General features: G+C 63.9%; 27 protein-coding genes and 1 pseudogene. All 28 read right to left on the bottom strand.

Annotation, left to right across the window (positions count from 1 at the left end; translation table 11 throughout):
• Positions 1-3: 3 nt before the first annotated feature.
• Positions 4-450: a response regulator gene (locus QYS36_RS20365; protein ID WP_308841180.1), complete on the bottom strand. Its 447-nt coding sequence runs from the start codon at positions 448-450 to the stop codon at positions 4-6.
• A 62-nt stretch (positions 451-512) separates the two neighbouring features.
• Positions 513-722 (bottom strand): hypothetical protein, encoded by a 210-nt coding sequence (locus QYS36_RS20360; RefSeq protein WP_308841179.1) that lies wholly within the window; start codon positions 720-722, stop codon positions 513-515.
• A gap of 59 nt (positions 723-781) precedes the next feature.
• Positions 782-2050: a phage late control D family protein gene (locus QYS36_RS20355; protein ID WP_308841178.1), complete on the bottom strand. Its 1269-nt coding sequence runs from the start codon at positions 2048-2050 to the stop codon at positions 782-784.
• Complete coding sequence (locus QYS36_RS20350) at positions 2047-2487, bottom strand: phage tail protein (protein ID WP_308841177.1); 441 nt, start codon at positions 2485-2487, stop codon at positions 2047-2049. Before QYS36_RS20350 ends, QYS36_RS20355 begins: the two co-directional genes overlap by 4 nt.
• A 21-nt stretch (positions 2488-2508) precedes the next feature.
• The gene (locus QYS36_RS20345) at positions 2509-5064 is read right to left on the bottom strand and encodes a phage tail tape measure protein (RefSeq protein ID WP_308841176.1); all 2556 of its coding nucleotides are present in this window, start codon (positions 5062-5064) and stop codon (positions 2509-2511) included.
• Positions 5051-5173 carry a GpE family phage tail protein gene (locus tag QYS36_RS20340; protein ID WP_308841175.1) on the bottom strand — a complete coding sequence of 41 codons (123 nt, stop codon included), beginning with the start codon at positions 5171-5173 and terminating at the stop codon, positions 5051-5053. The genes QYS36_RS20345 and QYS36_RS20340 overlap by 14 nt, the downstream gene beginning before the upstream one ends.
• An 8-nt stretch (positions 5174-5181) precedes the next feature.
• The gene (locus QYS36_RS20335; RefSeq protein ID WP_308841174.1) at positions 5182-5547 is read right to left on the bottom strand and encodes a phage tail assembly protein; all 366 of its coding nucleotides are present in this window, start codon (positions 5545-5547) and stop codon (positions 5182-5184) included.
• A gap of 60 nt (positions 5548-5607) precedes the next feature.
• Positions 5608-6123 (bottom strand): phage major tail tube protein, encoded by a 516-nt coding sequence (locus tag QYS36_RS20330; RefSeq protein ID WP_308841173.1) that lies wholly within the window; start codon positions 6121-6123, stop codon positions 5608-5610.
• A 52-nt stretch (positions 6124-6175) separates the two neighbouring features.
• Positions 6176-7366 (bottom strand): phage tail sheath protein, encoded by a 1191-nt coding sequence (locus QYS36_RS20325; protein ID WP_308841172.1) that lies wholly within the window; start codon positions 7364-7366, stop codon positions 6176-6178.
• Positions 7367-7511: 145 nt separating this feature from the next.
• A complete protein-coding gene (locus tag QYS36_RS20320; protein WP_308841171.1) occupies positions 7512-8081 on the bottom strand; it encodes a tail fiber assembly protein in 570 nt (189 codons plus the stop codon).
• Between the two features lie 9 nt (positions 8082-8090).
• Positions 8091-10454: a tail fiber protein gene (locus QYS36_RS20315; RefSeq protein WP_308841170.1), complete on the bottom strand. Its 2364-nt coding sequence runs from the start codon at positions 10452-10454 to the stop codon at positions 8091-8093.
• Positions 10455-11003 (bottom strand): phage tail protein I, encoded by a 549-nt coding sequence (locus QYS36_RS20310; RefSeq protein WP_308841169.1) that lies wholly within the window; start codon positions 11001-11003, stop codon positions 10455-10457.
• Positions 10996-11889, bottom strand: coding sequence for a baseplate J/gp47 family protein (locus tag QYS36_RS20305; RefSeq protein WP_308841168.1), 894 nt, complete (start codon positions 11887-11889; stop codon positions 10996-10998). The genes QYS36_RS20310 and QYS36_RS20305 overlap by 8 nt, the downstream gene beginning before the upstream one ends.
• Entirely contained in the window at positions 11886-12239 is a 354-nt protein-coding gene (locus QYS36_RS20300) for a GPW/gp25 family protein (protein ID WP_308841167.1), read from the bottom strand. Before QYS36_RS20300 ends, QYS36_RS20305 begins: the two co-directional genes overlap by 4 nt.
• A 2-nt stretch (positions 12240-12241) precedes the next feature.
• Entirely contained in the window at positions 12242-12535 is a 294-nt protein-coding gene (locus QYS36_RS20295; RefSeq protein WP_308841166.1) for a PAAR domain-containing protein, read from the bottom strand.
• Positions 12535-13011, bottom strand: a complete 477-nt coding sequence (locus tag QYS36_RS20290; protein ID WP_308841165.1) for a phage baseplate assembly protein V — start codon at positions 13009-13011, stop codon at positions 12535-12537. Before QYS36_RS20290 ends, QYS36_RS20295 begins: the two co-directional genes overlap by 1 nt.
• An 88-nt stretch (positions 13012-13099) precedes the next feature.
• Positions 13100-14074 (bottom strand): DUF4238 domain-containing protein, encoded by a 975-nt coding sequence (locus tag QYS36_RS20285; protein WP_308841164.1) that lies wholly within the window; start codon positions 14072-14074, stop codon positions 13100-13102.
• Positions 14075-14115: 41 nt separating this feature from the next.
• Positions 14116-14262 carry a hypothetical protein gene (locus QYS36_RS20280; RefSeq protein WP_308841163.1) on the bottom strand — a complete coding sequence of 49 codons (147 nt, stop codon included), beginning with the start codon at positions 14260-14262 and terminating at the stop codon, positions 14116-14118.
• Between the two features lie 282 nt (positions 14263-14544).
• Complete coding sequence (locus tag QYS36_RS20275) at positions 14545-15003, bottom strand: phage virion morphogenesis protein (RefSeq protein WP_308841162.1); 459 nt, start codon at positions 15001-15003, stop codon at positions 14545-14547.
• Positions 14996-15523 (bottom strand): phage tail protein, encoded by a 528-nt coding sequence (locus tag QYS36_RS20270; RefSeq protein WP_308841161.1) that lies wholly within the window; start codon positions 15521-15523, stop codon positions 14996-14998. Before QYS36_RS20270 ends, QYS36_RS20275 begins: the two co-directional genes overlap by 8 nt.
• Positions 15520-15705: pseudogene (gene lysC / locus QYS36_RS20265) on the bottom strand (Rz1-like lysis system protein LysC); the annotation flags it as partial. The gene QYS36_RS20270 and the pseudogene lysC, both read right to left, overlap by 4 nt.
• Entirely contained in the window at positions 15626-16069 is a 444-nt protein-coding gene (locus QYS36_RS24075) for a DUF2570 domain-containing protein (RefSeq protein ID WP_374990476.1), read from the bottom strand. The gene QYS36_RS24075 and the pseudogene lysC, both read right to left, overlap by 80 nt.
• A complete protein-coding gene (locus QYS36_RS20260) occupies positions 16066-16911 on the bottom strand; it encodes an N-acetylmuramidase family protein (RefSeq protein ID WP_308841159.1) in 846 nt (281 codons plus the stop codon). Before QYS36_RS20260 ends, QYS36_RS24075 begins: the two co-directional genes overlap by 4 nt.
• Entirely contained in the window at positions 16908-17222 is a 315-nt protein-coding gene (locus QYS36_RS20255; protein WP_308841158.1) for a phage holin, lambda family, read from the bottom strand. The genes QYS36_RS20260 and QYS36_RS20255 overlap by 4 nt, the downstream gene beginning before the upstream one ends.
• Positions 17223-17252: 30 nt before the next feature.
• Positions 17253-17459 (bottom strand): tail protein X, encoded by a 207-nt coding sequence (locus QYS36_RS20250; protein ID WP_308841401.1) that lies wholly within the window; start codon positions 17457-17459, stop codon positions 17253-17255.
• Complete coding sequence (locus QYS36_RS20245; protein ID WP_308841157.1) at positions 17459-17920, bottom strand: head completion/stabilization protein; 462 nt, start codon at positions 17918-17920, stop codon at positions 17459-17461. The genes QYS36_RS20250 and QYS36_RS20245 overlap by 1 nt, the downstream gene beginning before the upstream one ends.
• A 101-nt stretch (positions 17921-18021) precedes the next feature.
• Entirely contained in the window at positions 18022-18732 is a 711-nt protein-coding gene (gene gpM / locus QYS36_RS20240) for a phage terminase small subunit (RefSeq protein ID WP_308841156.1), read from the bottom strand.
• 3 nt (positions 18733-18735) lie between these two features.
• Positions 18736-19788, bottom strand: coding sequence for a phage major capsid protein, P2 family (locus QYS36_RS20235; protein WP_308841155.1), 1053 nt, complete (start codon positions 19786-19788; stop codon positions 18736-18738).
• Positions 19789-19809 lie beyond the last annotated feature (21 nt).

Raw genomic sequence — 19809 nt, 5'->3', positions numbered from 1 at the left:
ATGTCAGCCGGCAGTCGGCTGACGTCTGGCTCTATATCGACTCGCCGCTTGCAGAACGCCCAGCTCGCTGACTGCGGCTACGAAATCCTCCAATGCCAACGGCTTTACGACGTAGGAACTGACCTGCAGGTCGTGTGCCTTCTGCTTGGCAGCAGGATCGCGAGAGTTGGTGAGTACGACAACTGGAATATCGTGCAGAAGCTCGCAACCTCGAATGGCCTCGAGCAGCTCAAGGCCGCTGAGCTTAGGTGTTGCGAGGTCCATAATGACCAACGAAGGGTTGCCTGGCTCGCGGTCGGCGAAGCGGCTATGGCACTTGAGGTAGTCCAGCGCCTCTTGCCCGTCGCGCACCACGGTGAGATTACCGTCCATGCCGGCGCGTCTCAGCGCAATAAGGGTGAGTTCCAGGTCTAGCGCTTGGTCTTCCACTAACAGAATCGAGTTATTCACTGGTGGCGCCGTAGGGGGGTGTTGCGGTGGTGCATCACTGGTCGCGCGGCTGCGTACCAGTTTTAGTGACAGCCCAGCTTCATTCTAAGGTCGCTGTAGATCGCCGTCATCAAGGCCCTGTTCTGCAACTGCGTTCGAGAAATACGGCGATTGGTGACCAGATTGTACTTCTGATCCAGGCAGATGATCTCAAAGCAATCGTCAGTTTCTTCTGTGAAGATCCTGTAACGCCCTGCGGTGGCTGCCCTGAGTTGCTCGACGCGGTTTTCCATAACGGTCTCCCCCTTACCTGTAAAGATTGTGAGCAGGGGCGAGCAGCGGGCGTTCAGCTCTATTTGTTGCCGTTGATCGCTTGCAGTTTCTTCGACTCTCGATCTACTGCCCGCTTGGCGCTGGCCTTGCTGGCGTACAGGTGCGTCAGCCGCTTGGGCTTGGTCTGATCGCCCTTGGTCATCTTGACCTGTTTCCCTGTCTTCCCGTCGCGGTACCAGGCGAGTACGCCGGTGTATCGCTCGGCGCTTTCGGCCAGGTCGGCGATCTCGCTCTCCGGCAGCTGGGATTCCAGCTCGAGGCTGGTGGTGTAGGCCTCGGGGGTGAAGGCGTGCTGCACGTTGCCGCCGAGCCAGATGATGGCGGCGATTTCCTGTTTGATGCCGACCAGGCTGTAAGTCAGCTCGGGGGTGAGCTCTGGCCGGCCCTTGGCGAGGGTGTAGCTGAGGGTGGCGGTGCCGCGCTGCAGGCGTGCCCACTCGGCGCGCGCCGCGCCCAAGGCGGTGGCCTGGTCGGTGTAGGTGTGGCGCAGGTCCTTGAGGTTGTCGCCGCCGCCGGCGATGGCCTCCTTCTTGGCGGCGCTGTTGACCTCGTAGTAGTAGGCGCGCACGCCGGTGTAGGCGTCGCGGTCGGCTTCCAGGAAGCGGTGCTGGTCGCCGTGTGCGCGGGTGAGGGTGATATGGGGCAGTGCCAAGCCGCTGGCGGTGGTGCTGGCCCCGGTGGGCATGAACAGCAGGCGGCCGGCCTTTACGGTGGCGATGGCGTCATGCTGCTGGCCGAGGCGGGTGAGCAGGTTGGCGTCGGACTCGTTGGCCTGGTCTAGGTGCACCAGGGGAATGCTGGCCAGCACGCCGGCGACGATGGCCTGCAGGCCGTTGCCGGTGGCCAGCGCTGTGATGACCGCGCCCAGAGTGGCGGCGTTCCAACTGCGCTCACGCTTTACCTTGAGGCCTTTGCGCAGGTCGGCGCTGCGGGCGCGGATGTTGAGCACGTCCGGCGCGCCGCTGTGTTCGGTTTCGTCGACGGTGTAGCTGCCTTTGTCGATCAGCCCGGTGTCGCTCCAGCCCAGCCACAGGCGCACCAAGGCGCCGCGTGGCGGGATGGCGAGCAGGCCGTCGTGGTCGCTGAGCTGGATATCCAGCGTGTCGGCCTCGAGGCCGCGGTTGTCGGTAAGGTTGATGCTGATAAGGCGCTGGGTGATGGCGGCGGTGATGTCGTTGCCGTCGACCACCACGCGGCAGATCGGCGTGGGGTAGCCGGCCGCTTCGCGGTAGGACTCGGCCGCCTCGCGCAGGTGCCCGCCGGCATAGGTGAGCGCGCGATCGATCACAGCACGCTCCTGAGGATGTTGCCGAGCACGCCGGTGAGGCTGCCGAGCAGGTCGGTGCGGCCGTCGTCGACGCGCTTGAGCACCAGGTTGAATTCGATGCGCCGGGCGGCGCCATCCGAGAAGAACAGGGAGCGGGTTTCACTGAGGCTTTCGATGACCCACAGGCCATAGACGCGGCCGGTGCCTTCGACCAGGGGCCAGGCCTTGCCGGTGTCGGCCATCTGGCGCAGTACGTCGAGGCTGATGGGCGTGCCGGCCAGCTCGGGCAGCAGGGTGCCAGGCAGGGTGATGGTTTCATCACCACGGCCCAGGTACTGCAGGGCAGGGTTGGTGCCGATGCGGCTGGTGCTGCCATGCCGCCAGGCCGTTTGGCGCTGAAACTCCTGGTAGGCGAGGGTGTGCAGGCTGAACACAAACATGCCCAGGGACATCATCATTTCTCGACTCTCCGTTGTAGATCAGTCCGTGTCGCGCAGGCTGCTGCGCAGGCGCGTGGCTTTGTGGCGCTCGCGCTCGTCGAGCAGGCGGTTGAGCATGCGCTGCAGCTCGGCTGTGTCGGTGCCCGGGCCCGCGCTGATGTTGATGGTGATGGTGTCGCCCTGGATGACGGTGTTGCCGCCCGTGTTGGCGGTGAGCGGCGCGCGGCGGTCGAACTGCAGGGGCTGCTGATCGGCCAGCGCCGGCAGACCGAAGCCCAGGCCCAAGGTGGCAGCGCCGGCGGCGGTGAGCTGCTTGGCGGTGCTGGCCACCTGCTTGAGCACGCCGCCTTCGCCCTTGGCCAGGCCCTGGCCGAGGCCGGCCATGGTGAAGCCGCCGAGCTGAGCGAACACGCGCGACGGGGAGTGGATGCCGAGCTTTTCCTTGAACCAGCTGATGGTGCTTTCGCCGGCACCGGTGATGGCGCTTTTCACTTTGCCCAGGCCGGCGGTGATGCCGTTCACCATGCCGTCCATAAGCATGCCGCCGAAGTCGGTGAATTTGCCCGGCAGTTCGACGCCCAGGTAGCTGAGCACGCCGGCGAAAGCGCGGTAGATCAGGCCCAGGGGGCTGAAGTTGGTAAGCGTGGCGATGATGCTGCCGATGCCGCCGCTGAAGCCCTCCTTCAGCTCTGCCCACAGGCCGGCCATGTAGGCCTTCACGGCGTCCCAGTTCTGGTAGATGAGGTAGGCGCCGCCGGCGAGCACGGTGATGAGCAGGCCGATGGGGTTGGCCATGGCGAGGCGGGCGATCCACAGCAGTGCGCTGGCAACGAACTTCAAGGCGGTGACCAGGCCCAGGCTCTTTATGCCGAGCAGCATCATGGCGAAGCGCACCATAGCGAACGGGCCGAGGATGCTGGCTAGGGCCAGGGTGATGCCGCCCATGACGGCCATGAGCAGGCCCAGGCCGGCGACCGTCTTGGTGATTTGCGCGGTGAGCACGGGGTTTTCGCGCACCCAGGCGCCAATGCGGCCGACCATGACGGTGAGGCCCTGGACGAATTCACGCAGGGGGCCATTCTGCTGGTCGAACAGCTCGATGCGCACTTCGTCGAGGCCGGAGAACAGCTCGTCCAGGTCGCCGGTGAAGTTGTCGGCCATGACCTTGGCGGTGCGGCCGGCGGCGCCGGCGTGGTCTTTCACCACGTCCAGGTACTTGAGGATGCCCCCGGCGCCGGCCTGGTTGATCAGCTCGGCCATGCCGGCGGCCGGTTCCTCACCGAAGATGGCCTTGAGGTACTCCAGGCGATCACCTGTGCCCATTTTCTCGGTAGCCTTGGCCACCTCGCCGAGCACAGTGGTGATGCTGCGGACGTTGCCGGCTGAGTCCTTGGCGCGGATGCCCAGCTTCTTCATGGCCTTTTCCGCCGGGCCCATGGGCGCGGCCAGGCGCAGCAGCATGGCGCGCAGGGTGGTACCGGACTTGCTCGCCTGAATGCCGACGTTGCCGAGCAGGCCCGCCATGGCGGCGGCTTCTTCCAGGCCCATGCCTGCCGTGGCAGCAACCGGCCCGACGTAGGACATGGTGTCGCCGAGCATCTCCAGGCTCATGTTGGAGGTGGTGAACGCCTTGGTTAGCACGTCGGCCACGTTGCCCATCTGGCTGGGATCAATGCGGAAGCCGCCAAGGATGTTGGACGCGATATCGGCGGTGCGGCCGAGATCCATATCGCCGGCCTTGGCCATGTCGAGCAGGCCGGGCATGGCGTCCTGGATGGCCTTGGGGGTGAAGCCAGCCATGGCCAGAAACGCCTGGCCGCTGGCGGCGTCGCCAGCGCTGAACATGGTTTCGGCACCCAGCTTGCGCGCCTGGGCGCGCAGCGCGGCGAGCTGCTCGTCGCCCTTGGCCAGGCCGGTGAGGGCCTGCACCTTGCTCATGGTGGTGTCGAACTCGACGCCTGGTGCGAGCAGGCGCTGCATGCCGAAGAGGATGCCGGTACCGGTGGCGACGCCGCCGGCGCCGCTGGCGGCCATGCTGCCGGCATGGGCCTGGGTGCGCTGGTACTGATCTTTGGTTCTGGCCAGGCGCTGCTTTTGCTGAGTGATGCGCTTGAGGCGCGTCTCCTGCTTTAGCAGTTCGCTGTTGGTGGCGGCGATCTTGGCCTTGAGGTCGCGCTCGCCGGCGCCCAGGTTGCGGGTGCTGATGCCGGCGGCGTTGAGTTTGTTGCGCAGGCCCTGGAGCTGGATCTGGTTTTGCTGATGTTCGCGCTTGAGCCCGGTGGCTTCGCGTATGGCGGCCTTGAGGTCACGCGTCATCTGCCGGGTGGGCACCCCGGTGGCCTGCATTTGCACGCCGAGTGCCTTGACGCGATCACGGGCGGCCTGCAGGGCGTCTTCGGTCTGTTTGGCAGCGGTGCGCTGCACACGCCAGGCGCTGACATCCTTCTGGATGCTGTTGAGCTCCTTGAGGCGGTCGCGTGATTCTTTCAGGGCGCGGGCAGCGCCGAGGCTGCCGCCCTGGATCTTTTTCAGCGGGGCGGTAGCGCGATCGAGGGCGGAAAGGATGACCTGCAGTTTGAGGTTACTTGCGGCCATCCGCTTGACTCCGTACTCGGGCGCGCTCGCGCCATTGCATTAGTTCTGTAACGGTGAGGGCGTCCATATCCTGGGGCGCCCAGCCGAAAACGATGGCCAGGTCGGCCATGGCGTTTTCTACGCAGTCAGGGAGGTGTTGATCTCCTCCCGCTGCGCCCTCTTCAACAAAAAATTGCCCACCTTCATGCCCAGATCGAGTAGATCCGCGGGTTCGAGGCGACCGACTTCAACGTCGGTCAGTGCTGGGAGGGTGATGCGTGGCAGCACTTTGCGCAGGGCGTTGACGTCCAGGTTGGCGAGCTCGGCCAGGGAAGTGCCACGCAGCTCGCCAGACAAGGGCTTGCGCACGGTGATGTGAGTGATGGTGGTTTCACCGCGGACGATAGGGGTATCGAGCTCGACGGTATTGGGGTTCGCTGCCTGGGTTTCAGCCGCTGGTGCTTCGGGTGCTTTGGCGTTGCTGTCTTTCTCAGGGGTGGCCATGGGGGTGCTCCTTTACTGGGGAAGTGCCGCCGGCGAACCGGCGGGATATGTGCGAAAGGTTTACAGGCCGATGGCGCGGCGCATTTCTTGGTAGCGGTCGACGCCGTCGACGATGAAGATCATGTTGAGCAGGTCGATTTCGAGCTCTACGCGGCTGTTGACGATGAGCTTGTAGTAGCTGCAGGTGGTGATGACTTTCTGCTCGGTGTCTTCACCGGGTGCAGCGTCGCCGAAGTCGATCTCTTCGTGACGGCCGCGCACGACAACTTCCACGGCGACGGTTTCGCCGGTGTCGTCACGTTGTGCGGCACCTGTCCAGCGCAGCATGACGCCGCTGGCCGAGGTGATGCCGTATTGGCGAACGGCGATCAGGTCGTAGCCGCCAATCGTCCATTCCAGCTGGATGCCGTCGTCGCCCATGCCGAGGTCGACCTTGACGGAACCGTCCATGCCGCCGCCGCGCCAGGCTTCGAGCTTGCGGGTGAGCTTGGGCAGGGTGACGGTGCCGCACTGCCCTTGATAGCTGTTGCCATCGTTGAAGAGGTTCATCTGTTTCAGTTTGAGAGGCAGGGCCATGGTGGCGCGCTCCTAGTGCGTGGGCTGGCCCCGCGTGGCGGGGCGCCGGTGATCAGGCGTTGATGCTGCTGGCGAATTCGGCCAGATAGCGGTCGGTGATGCGCTGGCGAAGGCTCAGATCCTCGAGGGGCGGCACGGGGGTGTAGTCGAAGTCGATGTACAACTTGCCGGCCTTGAGGGTGTCCTTGGTGTTGGCTTCGGGGTCGTACCAGCACTGGCCATCGATGATGTAGCCGCCGGCCTTGAGCTCGCGGAACTTGGCATTGATGCCCTCGATGATGTCGCGCACCAGGGAGGGATGCAGGGGCTTGTCGACGGCCCAGAAATGCCCCTCGGCCATGGTGTCGGCCAGCACCTGGGCGGTGCGGGTGTAGTTCTCGAAGGCGAACAGCGGATCTTCGCTGCAGGTGCGCGAGCCCCAGAAACGGTAGCCGCTGTGGTTGATCAGCGTGGTGACCTCGGCGGCGTTGAGCAGGCCGGCGTCGGTGGCGGGGTTCTGCAGATCCCAGAACACGTCGGCGCTGATGCCGGTAACGCCGTCCACGGCGACGTTGGACAGGGTTTTGTGCCAGCCCTGTTCCTGGTCGAGCTTGGCGCGCAGGCCGAGGGCGACGGCGACCGCTGGAGCGGTGACGGTGGCGTCGGCTGCAGTGCTCCAGCGTTTGAAATCCGGCCAGATGACCATGACTTCGCGGGCGCCGAAGCCTTCGCGGTAGGCGATGGCCTCGCTGACAGATTTGCAGCCATAAGCACTGACGTAGGCGAAGGCGCGCAGCTGCTTGGCGATGCTGACCAGGGCGGTGGCTACCGGCAGCGGGTCGAGGCCCGGCACACCGAGAATGCGCGGGGTGACGCCGAGCTGCGATTTGGCCGCCAGCAGGGCCTTCATGCCGGTGTATTTGCCTTCGGCGGTGGTGGTGCCGACGATGTTGCTGATGAGGCTGGCGAGCTTTTCCTCGTCGGTTGCACCCTCGCCATCCGCCACGCGAACGACGACGGTCACCGGTTTGGTTTGGTCGGCAATGGCCTGCAGGCTGGCGGCCAGGGTGCCCTTGACGCCGGCGGACTTGATGGCCGCTTGCACGTTGGTGACCAGCACGGGGGTGTTGAGCGGGAAGGCAATGAGGTCAGCGTCTTCTGCGGTGCAGACCATGCCGACGATTGCGGTGGAAATGGTGCGGATGGGGCGTGTGCCCTCGTTGATTTCGAGGACTCGGACGCCGTGGTGGTATTCGTCGGCCATGACTGGTGCCTGCGTTGGGAAATGACAGTGCCGAGCCTGACGCGCGCGCGGCAACGCGGCGAGCGGTGGGCGTTGTAGGCCGGCGGGTTACAGCGTGCGGGCATAAAAAAGCCCGCCATATGGCGGGCAACCCTCCCCAGGAAAATCAGTTGGGCGCTGTGGGCCATTCGATGGGGTTGGGGTAAGCGTCTTGCAGCGGCACGCGATTCAGGGCGACGCGGTAGCGCTTCCAGGCTTCGAGCTCGGCGCGTTCGGCTTCGGTAGCGTCCTCAAGGTCGGCGGCGTCCTGCAGCGGTGCAATGCGTGCGGTCGCTTCGACCTGCAGGCGGTTACGCTCGAGCAAGGCGGCGCTGGCGTATGCAGCTCGGGCTGCCTGTTCGTCGAACACCCACTCTTTGCCGTTCCAGGTGTAGTGCTGCCCGGGGACAGGCTCGCGGGTGAACCCTACGGGCAGCGGGCCGAGCTGAGCGTGCTGGATGGGTTCACCGTTGGTGATTTGATAAAGCGTGCCGCGGTTATCCTCGCACTGGTGCCAAGCACCATCTCGCCAACAGCGTACGGAGCCAGCGACCGCCTCCGGTGGTTCTGTGGTAGTGGCCCAGGCCGGAATCAGCCAGTTGTCGGCATCGAGTGGGTCGGGGTCTGCCTGACTGGTGCCGAGCAACTCGCCAGTGGCTGGGTTGTAGTTGTAGATGGTGGGTGCAGTGGTTTGCATGGTGAGACCTCAGTAACGGATGCAGGCAAGCAAGGCGATGTTGTGGGGGCGTGTTTCGCCGGAGAGCCCGCCGCTGGTGGAGTCCGTGCTGAGGCTGGTCAACGCGGCTGCAGCTGGGCCACCGATGCCACCCGCGCCTGCGCGCAGGAATGACAGGGTGGCGTTTCCACTGTGCGTGTGGCCCTGGAGCAACTGATCTTGAACCGTACCGAAAGAGCGTCCGCCGTCGAGGTCGGTGCGGCCGTCGCTCCAGCTGCGGATGAACTCCCCACGCAGATCGGGGAGGTTGAACGTCGATGAGCCGTTGCCCGCGCCGAAGGTGGTACCGATGGCGGCGAACAGGTCGGAATACGTGGCGCGAGAGACGGCAGCGCCGTTGGCTTTCAGCCAGCCGGCTGGCGGGCTGCTCATAGCGAAATGGGCGACTGTGCCTTTCGGCGTGCTGTTGTCTTGCACGAACTCGGTGGTGGCCAGCCGGGTACTGCTATTGCCCAGTGGTGGTGTTGCCGCGGTTGGAGTGCCGGTAAAAGCCGGGCTTACCAATGCAGCCTTGGCAGCCAGTGCCACAACCAGGCCAGCCACGCCGGCTTGCGGGATATCGGTGAGCCCTGCACCGCTGCCGATGTAGGTGCCAGATGTCCAGAAGTTACCGGCGAAGCCAATTGCTGCGCACGGCGTTCCATTGCTGCAGAGAACAAGTTGGTGGCCGAAGGCCATGGCTCCGCCGCTGGTGTTGGTTGTGTGCTTGTAGGCAAGGCCATAGAGATTGCCGAATGTGCTGCCGTCATCAGCAATCCGATAGGCGTTGCCCATCGACCAGACGTGATCAATTAACGCTGGGTTGTAATTGCCGTATAGGCCCGAGTCACGGCTTCCCGCAGTTATGACGCGGCCAGTCAGGGTGCCGCCTGCTGTCGGTAGCTTGGTGCCGTCTTGCACGGTGATTGGCGCAGAACCATCGAACGGCACGCCGTTGATCGTGCGCGCTACCTGCAGCTTGGAGGCTGTACCGGCGTTGCCCGTAACGTCAGGCTGTGGGTCATTCTCCGAATAGACGCGGTACCAGTTACCCCAAACGGTGCCATAGCGGTTGCGAAACCAGGATCTTGAAAAACCTGTTGGATATTCCGAGAGTTCCTGCCTCGCGCCGGCGTGCCTTGAGACCCTGAGGTAGAACGCATTGTGGGTTGGGCAGTTGGCCAGGGTTGCGACCGTTACGTTCGCCGGACAGAAGTAGTCTCCGAAGCCGATCAGGTCATCCAGATCAGTGTTGGCTGCGATATTGATGTACGCCGGCCTGGCTTCGATGGTGATGGGCGCGGAACCATCGAACTCGACGCCGTTGATTGCGCGCGCTGTTTGCAGTTTGGTGGAGGTGGCCGCGTTGCCGGTGGTGTTCTGGTTGCCGATGGTGTTGACGCCAGGCAGGTTGATATTGGCGGTGCCATCGAATGCGGCCCCACCGATGGTGCGCGCGTTTTGCAGCCTGGTAGCAGTGGCGGCATTGCCGCTAGTGCTCTGATTGCCGCCTGTGTTGACGCCCGGCAGGTTGATATTGGCGGTGCCGTCAAAGGCAACACCACCGATGGTACGTGCGGTCTGCAGTTTGGTGGCCGATGCGGCGTTGGCGGTTGTATCCAGCTTGCTGGTGGCCAGGCTCGTGATTTGTGCCTGGAGCTTGCCTAACGCGACAAGCACGGTATCGGCTGCTGCCACTGCCGTGGACGACGCGGTGCTGAGACCGGTGAGCACGGCGGCGCGAACATCGGTAGCGAAGTCGCGCCAGGTCTTGTTGCCCCGCCAGTATTGGGTTGAGGCCCCGGCAGCGATGTTGGCCTCTTTTTCATCCTGCAGCTTCTTGCCCATGGCGGCGGTGAGGGCTTTGACCCTGCTGGAACTGGTAAGACTGTCCTCAAGCTGGACGACGCCTGGGGTATCGATAGTGGCCGGCGGGTTGATGAAGGTGATGTCGCCGAACTGGATGGCGGCGGTGCCGAGCGACTCCAGGATGATATCGGTGGCCAGCAGCAGGGTGGAAGCCGGTGCCTTTTGGATGATCCAGCCAGCCTCAGGGAGCTGCGAATAGACGGCGATGAGCGTGCCCTTGTCACTGATGAGGCCGAACTCACCGACATTGTAGGTGGCGTCGGATTCATCCAGGGCCATGACGTGGATGGTGTCGTCTGCCACGGCCTTACCGGCGATGCTGGTGACCCTTTTGACCTCGGCCTGCAGGGCGGCCTGGGACTTCTGCGGCGTGTAACGGGCCGTGCCCAGGGCCACCGCGGCGATGGTGACCTTGTTTGTGCCGTTGTTTTCGGCGGCGATGATTTCAGCCCGGCCGGCGTTGGTGATGGTGATGTTCAGGGCCATTCAAGGTGCCTCGGTGCATTGGATGCGGCGGTAGGTGATGGGGCGCGACGCGCCGCCCAGGCCCAGGGCGCCAGACGCTGCCAGGCCGATGGTGAGGGTGAAGTGAGAGCGCACGGGCTTGGTGCGCTCGACTTCGGCGATAACGTCCTGCTGGTACTCGATGGTGTTGGGCACGCCGGCGCCGAGGGTGAGCACTAGCTCGAAGGTATGCGGGGTGCCTTTGGGCTCCAGCTGCCACCATTCGCGGATGGCCAGGCTTGAGCCGAAGCTGCGCACGACGTCGCGCACGCTTTTGGCGGTGCCCTTGCGGCGCTGGATCTCGACGGCCATGCGGATTCGCTCGCGCTTGATGGACTCGGGCCAGTAGGGCTGCCAACCGTCGAGCGAGAGCGTCCAGGCGAGCCAGGGAAGTAGCGGCGCGGGGCAGGTGTCGGGGTTCCAGAGCTCGCGCAACGGCACGGCGACCGTGGCGGAACGGGCCTGAAGCTGTTCGAGCGACCGCTCGAGGGCGGTGGCGTTGGGCGGTAGGAGGCTGGGCAGCTTATTCATCCAGCCCACCGTCGATCAGCTCGATAGCCGTGCAGAACGTGGCGCCCTGGCGGCTGACGACGATGCTGGCGGCCGGGCTCTGCAGCTCGACACGTTGCACGCCTGGCTGGTGCAGGGCGGCATGCAGGCCGGAGATGGTTACGTCTCGCCCCAGGCGATGCTGAGCGGCGGCGTAGGCCGTTACGGCAGCCCTGGCGTTGGCCATGACCACTTCGCGGTCGGGCCCGGCGTAGAAGTACAAGCGGGCGTTGATGGCGTAGTTGGTGATGGTAGCTGCCTGCACCTGGACGTAATCAGTCAGCGGGCGCACCGATTCGTCGGTGAGCGCGCGGTTGACCGTGGCGAGCAGCTCGGCGCTTGGCACACCGGCGTCAGTGCGCGATAGCACTGTGACCAAGACTACACCTGGGGTGGGGCTTATTGCGGAAGCGTCGAGTACTTCCCCGCTCGCGCTGAGGGCGTGAAAGATGTAGGCGCCCTCGGGCCCTGCGGTGCTCAGGCCTTCGAGTGAGAGCTGGATGCGGTAGCGCAGCTCGCTGTCTTTCTCGTACTGCGGTGGTACTGACGGAAAGGCAGTCGGGTCGCCGGGCGCAGTGACCAGGCGCTGAACACCAAACAGGGCGCCGATGTTTTCCAGATCCTCGCCCTGGGCGTAGGGCAGCATGACGGCCTTGGCCGCCTCGTTGATGCGCTGGCGTAGCAGCAGCTCACGGTAGGCGAAGACCTCGAGCAGCTTGATGGCTGGGTCGGACTCGAGGAACTGATCCATGGCCGGGTAGCGCTCGGCGAACTCGGCGAGTAGGGCGCCGAGGATCTGCTCGTAGTCCAGGGCCTCGACTACGTTGGGCGCTGGCACGCGGGAGAGGTCGATAGCGGTGAAGCTCATGTGGCGGCCCCCATGGCGAGTGGAATTTGCAGGTTGTAGGGCTGGTTGCCGTCCACGGGGGTGCCTTCCAGGTCGATAACCACTGCGCCGGGTGTTTCGCCCAGGGCGATGCTGACGTGGGTGAGGCGCACGCGGGGCTCCCAGCGCATGAGGGCCATGGCGGTAGCGGCGTAGCAGAGCATGCGGGTGTGGGCGTTGAAGGGCTGGTCGATCAGAAACGGCAGGTTGCTGCCGTATTCGCGACGCATGACGCGCGAGCCGATTGGCGTGGTGAGGATGTCGGCGATGGACTGGCGCAGGTGCTCGACGCCTTCCAGGGCTGCGCCGGTGGTGCGGGATAGGCCGGCCATGGTCAGCCCCCTGCGAATACGTTGGGGCTGCCCGCTGCAACGCTGGAGCCGCATGCCACGGGGTCGCCCACACGGCCGAGCTGCTTGCCGTTGACGAAGACGGTACCGCTGCCGCTGGCCAGGCTGCTGGCGTGGGTTTGCGGGATGCTGGGGCAGGTGTGGGGTGCCCAGGCGTCGCCCTGGCGGTGGGCGGGGATGCCGTTGATGTTCACGTTGGGGCTTGCCGCGGTGTTGACGCGCGCTGGCCAGCAGCCGTGGCCGGTGCAGGTGTCGCCGAGGCGGGCTACGGCCGGCATCAGTTTATGTCCACACGGGCGCCCTTGAGGACCAGGTTGCCCTCGGCGTTGATGGTGATGTTGGCGGCGCTGCTGATGGTGATATCGGCGCTGCAGCTGAGGTTGGCGGCGCCTGGAATAGTGGCGGTGAGCAGGTGGGCGACGCTGTCGTACTCGATCACCGCTCCGTCGCGGTATGTGGTGCGGTGCAGGCCCGCGCGGTCGCCGTTGGCCGGGTTGGCTTCGCTGAACAGGCCGGTGAGGGCAATGCCCTGAGCGAGTAGGCCGGAAGGGCTGAGCAGCACGACCTGTTCGCCCTCGGTGGGCGGGTTCCACTGGCGGTCAGCGCCGGCGCGCAGGGCCAACCAGGGCAGCCAGGTGGTGAGCAGCTCGCCGGACTTCACGCGCACGCGGGCTTTCGGCTCGTCCACCTCGGCGATGGTGCCGAAGCGGACAAGGTTTTCGATCAGACGGGCAAGGGCGGCAAAGGAGTTCATGCCGCGATGGTGGCGCCCTCGCGTGAGGGGCGCAGCAGGTGGGGGTTGTAGTTTGCGTAGCTACAACCTCAACTTCACTCTGAAACGGTCATGGTTCATCTTTACCTATGATTGAGACAAGTTCTGCAAGTGAGTCACGGGATTGGCCAAAGATATGTGCATTAGCTCGTCTAGCTAGCTTCTCGTTTAGTTGCCTTACTTGATGCTCGTCGACGAAATTGATGCCGCTAGCAAAAGTGTCGGAATCACAAATTACGTATGCGATGACCGGGGATATTGGATAATAAAAATCAGCATGTTTTGGAGGCGTGTTTCTAGGCGTTGTTGCGAGGCAGCGATGTATATTGATGATCGGTTGATCTGAAGCTATAAATTGTAGTTGCGAATTGTTGACTAATAATGCATGAGTGTCTTTGAATCGGGTGTCAAAAAGACTTTTACCGAAATTCATTCCCATCATATAGCTATGGAACCACCAAGCGTGCTCCATGGAGTCTGCGAGCCGGCATTCCAAGTCGTTAGTACGAGGTAGAGAAGAAAAAACGGCATCTTTAAAGTTTTTTGTTCTTGTGAATTGATGTCCGAAATACATTAGGAATTTGATCATCTGGTCGAGACAACCCAATACCGACAGATCGCCTTCAGCTAGTCTATTTAGAATTGGCAACACCCTTCGTTCATGGGCAGAGTGAAGGTTCTCTAATAAGTTATGCTTAAGCGCGTGATGTGCGGCTTCAAACTTCGGATTAGGTTGTCTCGTTGCTCTATAATTGCAGTATGTTTGATCTAGCTTTATGAAGTCGGATAGATGACGCATGTGGTGTCGCTGCAACTCTAATGGGCTGTTTTGAGACATAGCCCTGATGAGATTGATATCGACACTGCTTAGATCCGTTAGCTTGTAAAAATCTTTTTCTTTAGCAACCCCTCGTACGCTGTCCAATACAATATTTTTCTTGTTCGTGGTGTAGTAAATGTTTTTCCCATCGCTTGACCATCTCCGCAGGTAGTCCGCCCAGATATGGTGATGGTTGCGTTTGACCTCAAACATTTTTTTGTTCATGAGCAAGATCCATTTTGCTTTAACTGATTTAGATCATTGGTTCAAGACTGTCCAGCAGTTCTGCAAGCCATTGCTTTAATAGCACGCTGAAAAAACTTTTGTTCGCCTCTCTCGAGCTTGCGAAGGTTAACCAACAATATGCGCTCGTCAGCGGTAAGAATCAGGCGGGCAAGAATGATCTTCAACATAGTGAAACTCCCTTGTGTGATGGAGTTCGCCACCGTTGCGACCAAGCAAGAGGGAGGCGAACCGTGCGTAGGTTGGTCGACCGGCCACAAAGGAAACCGGCAGCCCCGAAGGACTCCCACGCACGGCCCGCCATAACGCGGGCACAAAAAAACGCCTTACGGCGCCGTGCGCCTCTGTGATTCCGGGCGACCAAACCCAGGTCGCTGATTTTGCAGCGACGGGCGAACGATAGCGCTGATGCCGGGGAGCGTCAACGGTGCAGTGATACTGCACCGTGTACCTCAGCCTGCGAGCTGCTCAAGCAGCAGGTCGCTGATCATGTCGCGGTCATCTGGGGCGAAGCCGAGCAGCTCACGCTTGGCGTACTGAACGTCGGGCATGCCCTTGCCTGGGCGGTCCCGCAGGCCGTACTGGTGAATGCGGGCGATACGGCTGATGCGGCCGGCGAAGCTGACGGTGGCTTCGGCGGCGTTGCCGCCGGCCTTGAGGTAGCGGACGGTGCGCAGCTTGGTGAACATCCTGGCGCGGGCCTTGATGCGGCCCTGCTTGCTGCGCAGGGTGCGTGCCTTGCGGGGTATGAAGGCGGTGCCGTCCGGGTTGCGCTGGGCCAGGATGCGTTGCTGCTGGGTTCGACGCAGGCGCTTGGCAGCTTCGCGGGCCAGCTCGGCCCGCTGGGCGGGCTGCAGGCGCATCAGCAGCGGCGTGAGCCAGGCGGAAAGGTCGTCGAGTGTGTCAGCCACGGCGCGGCCCTGGGTGTGGGGTTTCGATATCGACGCCGACCGGCTGGCCGCTTGGCCACTGGGCCAGCACCTGGCCTTCGCCGATCAGCTGCACGGTGGTCTGCGGCAGGTGCGGGGTGAGCTGGGGCTCGTCTGGGTGGGTGATATGCAGAGTGCCGTCGGCCTGCCGCTTGACGATGATGCGCTCGGTCAGCGGGAGGGTGAGGGACAGGTCGACGGTGTTGCCGTCGAGCACGTCGACTTCAAACTGGATGCCGTCTTTACCCTTCTGCAGGTTGGTGAGCAGCTCGGACTGGTTGACCAGCAGCCAGGCGAGTAGGGGCACGCTGACGGCATCCGGCGAGCCGGGGAAGTCGGTGATGATGACGTTGAGCTGGTACTCGTATTCAAACGAGAGGCCCGGTGCGCTTGTAGACCTGATTTTGCCGCCATCGACGAACACCAGTAGGCGGTCGGGGTTGTGCTGCAGGCCAGGGATGCTGGCGAGCAGGTGCGCGCGCAGGCTGTTGGGCTTCTTCATGGCGCGGGCCTTTGCTGGTTGTGCTCGTACACGGCATCGACCTGGGCGGCGCAGTCGGCCCAGGCGGCGAGCAGGGCGTCGTTGTCGTCGCTGAGACCGCCGTTATCGATCGGCGCCGCCGGCGGCAGGGCGCAGCGCGTTACGACCGGACAGGAAAGTACGGTAACCAGCGGTTCCGGTGATGGCGGGGCGCTGGTGCAGGCGGCGAGTGAGAGCAGGCAGAGGCTGAGCAGCCCAGTTCTGTGCAGGCGGGTCATTACGGACGGTCTCCTTTTTCTGCACCTGGTGCACGGCTTTGGCCTGCTGCAGGTCGGCGCGGGTGTTCTGCAGGTTCTGCTGGGCCAGGCGCTGGGCGGCGATATCGGCGCCCAAATTAATGATGGTCTGGGCCTGGCGGGCGCTGCGCTGTTCGAGGGTGGCGATGCGCTCGGCGTCGGCCTTGGCGCGGGCCTGGGCGGCCTGGCTCTGCTGGTAGCTGCCCCAGATGAGCAACGCGATGGCCAGCAGCAGGGCGAGGCCGTAGGCGGCTTGGCGCAGGGTGCTCACGCGACCGCCTGCTGGCCGCAGCCACAGCCGGCGTGGCGCTGGTAGGCGCGTTCGAGCTTCACGTCGTAGAGGTTACGGGCGTAGCTGGGGCCGTTGTAGGTGGCGGCGAAGTCCTTCCATTTGCGCGCCTTCAGGGCCTTGTGTAGCACCGGGTCGGATTCGATGAACGCCACGAAGGCGTTGAACTGGGCTTTTTCGTCCTGGGCCATGGCGGCGGCGAAGGCCTGGACGGAGGGGTAGCCGAGGCGGGTGGCGTGAAAACCCATGATCTGGAAGGCGCCCCAGCTGGCTGACTCCAGCGCGGCGGTGTCGTCGAGCTGGCGAGCCTGGGCCAGGCGCTGGTGCTCGGCCACGCCGCCGGCGTAACCACCGGGGCGAGTGTTGACCAGGTTGGGGAATTCACTGGCGAGCAGATCGGCGCGGGCCTTGAGCTTGCCGGCGACCTGGTCGGGGCTGCGCGGGGTGCTCAGCTGGCGATGCATGATGTGCCGCTCGAACAGGATGGCGGGCTTGCCGTTGGCCAGGAACCCGGCGCCGGCGGATTCCACTTCGTTGACGGCGTAGACGCTGGCCAGCTCGACGCCGAGGCGTTCCGCAGCAGCCACCAGGGTGGCGTTGCTGAGCAGCTTGGAACAATCAGCGCCGGCGAGGGCGGCGAGGGTTTTCGGGCCGGCTGCGCCGTCGACCACCAGACCCACCTCGAGTTGGAAGGCGCGGACGGCGGCCTCGGTCTTGTCGCCGAAGTCCCCGTCCGGGTAGAGCTGGTAGCCGCGGGCGATCAGGGAGCGCTGCAGCTGCTGGACGGCCTGGGAGCGGTCGCCGTGGCGAAGGGTTTGGCTCATAGCGTTTCTACCTTGCGTTCGAAGAAGCGTTTGGCGGCCGCGCGTGTGCCTTCCACACCGAGCAGCCCGATGGCGCCGCCGAAGAATGGGGCGGTGGTGGCGGGGATACCCAGCAGCTCGATGCCGTGGCTTGTGGCCATGGCCAGGAAGCCGCACAGCGGCGCCTCCAGGGCGACGCGGCGCAGGTTGCCGCCGCCGTAGATGATGCGCAGTGCTGCGATGAAGAAGGCCAGACCGCCGCTGTAGAGCGCGGGCCAGTTGTGTTCGAGCCAGGTGGCAAACCAGGCCCAGGTGTCGGGACGGTCAGGCATTTTCATGGTTCCTTTGCCCTGTAGTGATGGTCAGTCCCATAGGGTTACCGCTTGCTGCTCGGGCTGCGGGGCGGCTTCGGGCAGGGTGACGGGGTGGCCTTGTGGAAGATTGGGGCCCAGATCGGCGAGACCTGGGTTTGCCTCGAGCACGGCCTCGACGACGCCAGCGGTGCGGCCGTAGTGCCGCCAGCAGAGGGCGTCGAGGGTTTCGTTCTGGTGGGCGCGGAGGATGGCCATCACAGCAGCTCGACGGTGGTGCGGCTGATGCCGAGCAGGTCGCGGATGGCGAAGCGGCTGTCGCGCCGGTAGTCGTCGACGGTGGGCTCTTCTTCCTCGGCCTTGGCGGCTCCGCTATTGGTGGCGTCGAAGCTGCGGTAGCGCTCGGCCACCTCGGCGCTGGCGGCGCTGTAGACGGCGCGCTCGTAGAGAATGGTGAGGACGCTGCGCTCGGCGATTTTGTCGGCGGGCACGGCGTCCAGGTGGGTGTGCCCCTCGGCCTGGTACCGCAGCTTGCGGGTGCTGAGCTCGCGGTTGACGCTGATCATGGCTGCCACCACGGCGGTTTCCAGGCGGCCATTGGTGACGCTGCTGGCGATGCGCTGGGCGTCGCGCAGGTCGGCAAGGTCGATGTCCGGCCAGAAGCCGTCGTTGGTGAGTGTGAGCGGCGCTGCAACGCCACCCGCTATGAATGCGCTCATGTTCAGGGCCTCAAGTCGGCGGTGGTCGGGGTTTCACAGGGCAGGGAAGGAGAGACCCTGTCTGATTCACCCCGAGCCGCCGGGCGCGTGGGGACGCTCGGTTAGCCGGTGGTGCCGGCGTGTTTCTTCAGAAGGCGCTCGACGCGCTCCAGATCCTTTTTGCCGCCGCAGTTGGTGTGCAGCTCGATGGCGCGTGCCAGATCCTGCTTGGCCATTAGCAGCAGGGGCAGGGCGTCGACCGCTTCGGCGTCGTCCGGCACCAGGGCGGATGCCGCCTTGCCGATGGCCAGATGCAGCTTGGCGCGGGCTTCGTCGGGCATGTCCTCGCCGGCAGTGGCGGCCTCGGTGCGCAGCAGCAGGCCGAGGTCGAACGAGCCGCTGGCCTTCTGCAGCTTGATGGCGACGTTGGCGATTTCCTCGGCCACTACGCAGCCCAGCGACCGTTCGAAGCTGTCGGGCATGGTGAGGTTGTAGGGCAGCGCGTATTCGGCGATGTCCAGGGCGCCGGCGTAGTCGCCCACGTCGATGCGCCACAGCATGATGGTGGTGAGCACGTCGTCCTGGGCGCCCTTGCCGGCGCTGAGTACGCCTTCGACGTAGGGGGCATAGTCCGGCAGCAGCTTGCGCTTGGTGTCGGCCTTGCCTTCCTGGCTCTGGATCTTCTTGAGTTGCTGTTTGTGCTGGTGGAGCTGGGCCTGGTAAAGCTCGTAGACGCTGGCACCGGCCATGGTGATGGCCGGGCCTACCGCTGCTGCTGCCTGGACAGCTGCGCGTTTGCGCAGCTGGGTGCGTTGGGCGAGGGTCAGTGCCATGGCTTAGCCCTCAGCGGCTTCTGCGGCGGGCTCGTCGTCCGGCTCTGGGGCCCGCTCGATGTTCTCCACTAGGGCAACCAGGCCGAAGTCTTCAACGACGTAGGCCTCGTTGACCGATTGGTAGTCGGCAATGCGGTCGTAGTCCGGCTCGTCGCGGACGAGGCGGCGACGGGTTTTCTCCTGCCAGTAGATGGACAGGTTGGCCAGGGTGGTGATGAGAATGGTGCCTTCCGGGAAGAAGGGCGCATCCACGATGGGCAAGCCACCCAGGCGAGCGCGACTGACCACTTCCTGGGCCGCATTCTCTTCGACGTTGGAATCGCCACCCTTCTCGACAGCCTTGAGCAGCTTGGCGTGCAGCAAACCGCGAGACACCAGTACCACCAGGTCGGGATGGTTGCGGTGCCAGGGTTCAAGGAGCTGCACAGCATCGAAGACGATGCCATCCAGCGTTTTGTAGTCACCGCCTTTGCCTACGACGATCTTGCCGCTGCCGGCGACGCCTTCTTCGAGCACGCGATCTGGCGCCTTGGTGCGGACTTTCTCCAGCCAGCCGATGTTGACGTCCTCAAGCATCGGGTTGGCTTCGATGTCGGTGTCCACTGCTACTTCCTTGCCATGGAAACCGATGGTGATGCGATCCAGGCCCTGGCGGGTGACGATGGCATTGCTCAGGCGCACCTGGAAGTCGGGGAATTTGGCCCACTGATCCACGGTGGCGTAGAGGAACGAGGTGTCGAAGTTGGTCTGTACGCAGGCGTAGCTGTCTTTGGTCAGCTTGTGGCGCTCGCCAGGGTTACGACGCTTCCCGCCTTTGGTATTGGTGCGGCTGGCTACCGGGCCATTTACGCCGATCTGCAGCGCTTCGCCGGTTTGCTCGTCAACGCCGATGATGTTGATGCGGCCGAGCAGAGCGTTCGACTCTTGGATAGCAGTCTCCAGCTTCTGATGGACGCTGGGTTCGACGTTGAACTTCTCGGTTGCATCGTCGGCACCATTGAGCTTGGCGACTTGGGACTGATAGGCCCGGAAGGCCTGGCGGGTTTCTTTACGCATGGTGTTGCTCCGAAGCTGGGT

Source organism: Pseudomonas sp. G34, assembly GCF_031119625.1.
Lineage (GTDB): Bacteria > Pseudomonadota > Gammaproteobacteria > Pseudomonadales > Pseudomonadaceae > Aquipseudomonas.
This window is presented reverse-complemented; position numbering and strand designations above follow the sequence as displayed.

Excerpts from the sequence above, each read along its gene's own strand:
- QYS36_RS20245 (WP_308841157.1), bottom strand. The coding sequence starts at position 17,920 with ATGAGCGCATTCATAGCGGGTGGCGTTGCAGCGCCGCTCACACTCACC.
- QYS36_RS20345 (WP_308841176.1), bottom strand. The coding sequence starts at position 5,064 with ATGGCCGCAAGTAACCTCAAACTGCAGGTCATCCTTTCCGCCCTCGAT.
- QYS36_RS20260 (WP_308841159.1), bottom strand. The coding sequence starts at position 16,911 with ATGAGCCAAACCCTTCGCCACGGCGACCGCTCCCAGGCCGTCCAGCAG.
- QYS36_RS20250 (WP_308841401.1), bottom strand. The coding sequence starts at position 17,459 with ATGGCCATCCTCCGCGCCCACCAGAACGAAACCCTCGACGCCCTCTGC.
- QYS36_RS20360 (WP_308841179.1), bottom strand. The coding sequence starts at position 722 with ATGGAAAACCGCGTCGAGCAACTCAGGGCAGCCACCGCAGGGCGTTAC.
- gpM (WP_308841156.1), bottom strand. The coding sequence starts at position 18,732 with ATGGCACTGACCCTCGCCCAACGCACCCAGCTGCGCAAACGCGCAGCT.
- QYS36_RS20335 (WP_308841174.1), bottom strand. The coding sequence starts at position 5,547 with ATGGCCACCCCTGAGAAAGACAGCAACGCCAAAGCACCCGAAGCACCA.
- QYS36_RS20295 (WP_308841166.1), bottom strand. The coding sequence starts at position 12,535 with ATGCCGGCCGTAGCCCGCCTCGGCGACACCTGCACCGGCCACGGCTGC.
- QYS36_RS20325 (WP_308841172.1), bottom strand. The coding sequence starts at position 7,366 with ATGGCCGACGAATACCACCACGGCGTCCGAGTCCTCGAAATCAACGAG.
- QYS36_RS20235 (WP_308841155.1), bottom strand. The coding sequence starts at position 19,788 with ATGCGTAAAGAAACCCGCCAGGCCTTCCGGGCCTATCAGTCCCAAGTC.
- QYS36_RS20255 (WP_308841158.1), bottom strand. The coding sequence starts at position 17,222 with ATGCCTGACCGTCCCGACACCTGGGCCTGGTTTGCCACCTGGCTCGAA.
- QYS36_RS20330 (WP_308841173.1), bottom strand. The coding sequence starts at position 6,123 with ATGGCCCTGCCTCTCAAACTGAAACAGATGAACCTCTTCAACGATGGC.
- QYS36_RS20285 (WP_308841164.1), bottom strand. The coding sequence starts at position 14,074 with ATGAACAAAAAAATGTTTGAGGTCAAACGCAACCATCACCATATCTGG.
- QYS36_RS20300 (WP_308841167.1), bottom strand. The coding sequence starts at position 12,239 with ATGGCCGGCCTATCCCGCACCACCGGCGCAGCCCTGGAAGGCGTCGAG.
- QYS36_RS20280 (WP_308841163.1), bottom strand. The coding sequence starts at position 14,262 with ATGTTGAAGATCATTCTTGCCCGCCTGATTCTTACCGCTGACGAGCGC.
- QYS36_RS20305 (WP_308841168.1), bottom strand. The coding sequence starts at position 11,889 with ATGAGCTTCACCGCTATCGACCTCTCCCGCGTGCCAGCGCCCAACGTA.
- QYS36_RS20290 (WP_308841165.1), bottom strand. The coding sequence starts at position 13,011 with ATGAACTCCTTTGCCGCCCTTGCCCGTCTGATCGAAAACCTTGTCCGC.
- QYS36_RS20340 (WP_308841175.1), bottom strand. The coding sequence starts at position 5,173 with ATGGCCGACCTGGCCATCGTTTTCGGCTGGGCGCCCCAGGATATGGAC.
- QYS36_RS20270 (WP_308841161.1), bottom strand. The coding sequence starts at position 15,523 with ATGAAGAAGCCCAACAGCCTGCGCGCGCACCTGCTCGCCAGCATCCCT.
- QYS36_RS20315 (WP_308841170.1), bottom strand. The coding sequence starts at position 10,454 with ATGGCCCTGAACATCACCATCACCAACGCCGGCCGGGCTGAAATCATC.
- QYS36_RS20320 (WP_308841171.1), bottom strand. The coding sequence starts at position 8,081 with ATGCAAACCACTGCACCCACCATCTACAACTACAACCCAGCCACTGGC.
- QYS36_RS20310 (WP_308841169.1), bottom strand. The coding sequence starts at position 11,003 with ATGAATAAGCTGCCCAGCCTCCTACCGCCCAACGCCACCGCCCTCGAG.
- QYS36_RS20350 (WP_308841177.1), bottom strand. The coding sequence starts at position 2,487 with ATGATGATGTCCCTGGGCATGTTTGTGTTCAGCCTGCACACCCTCGCC.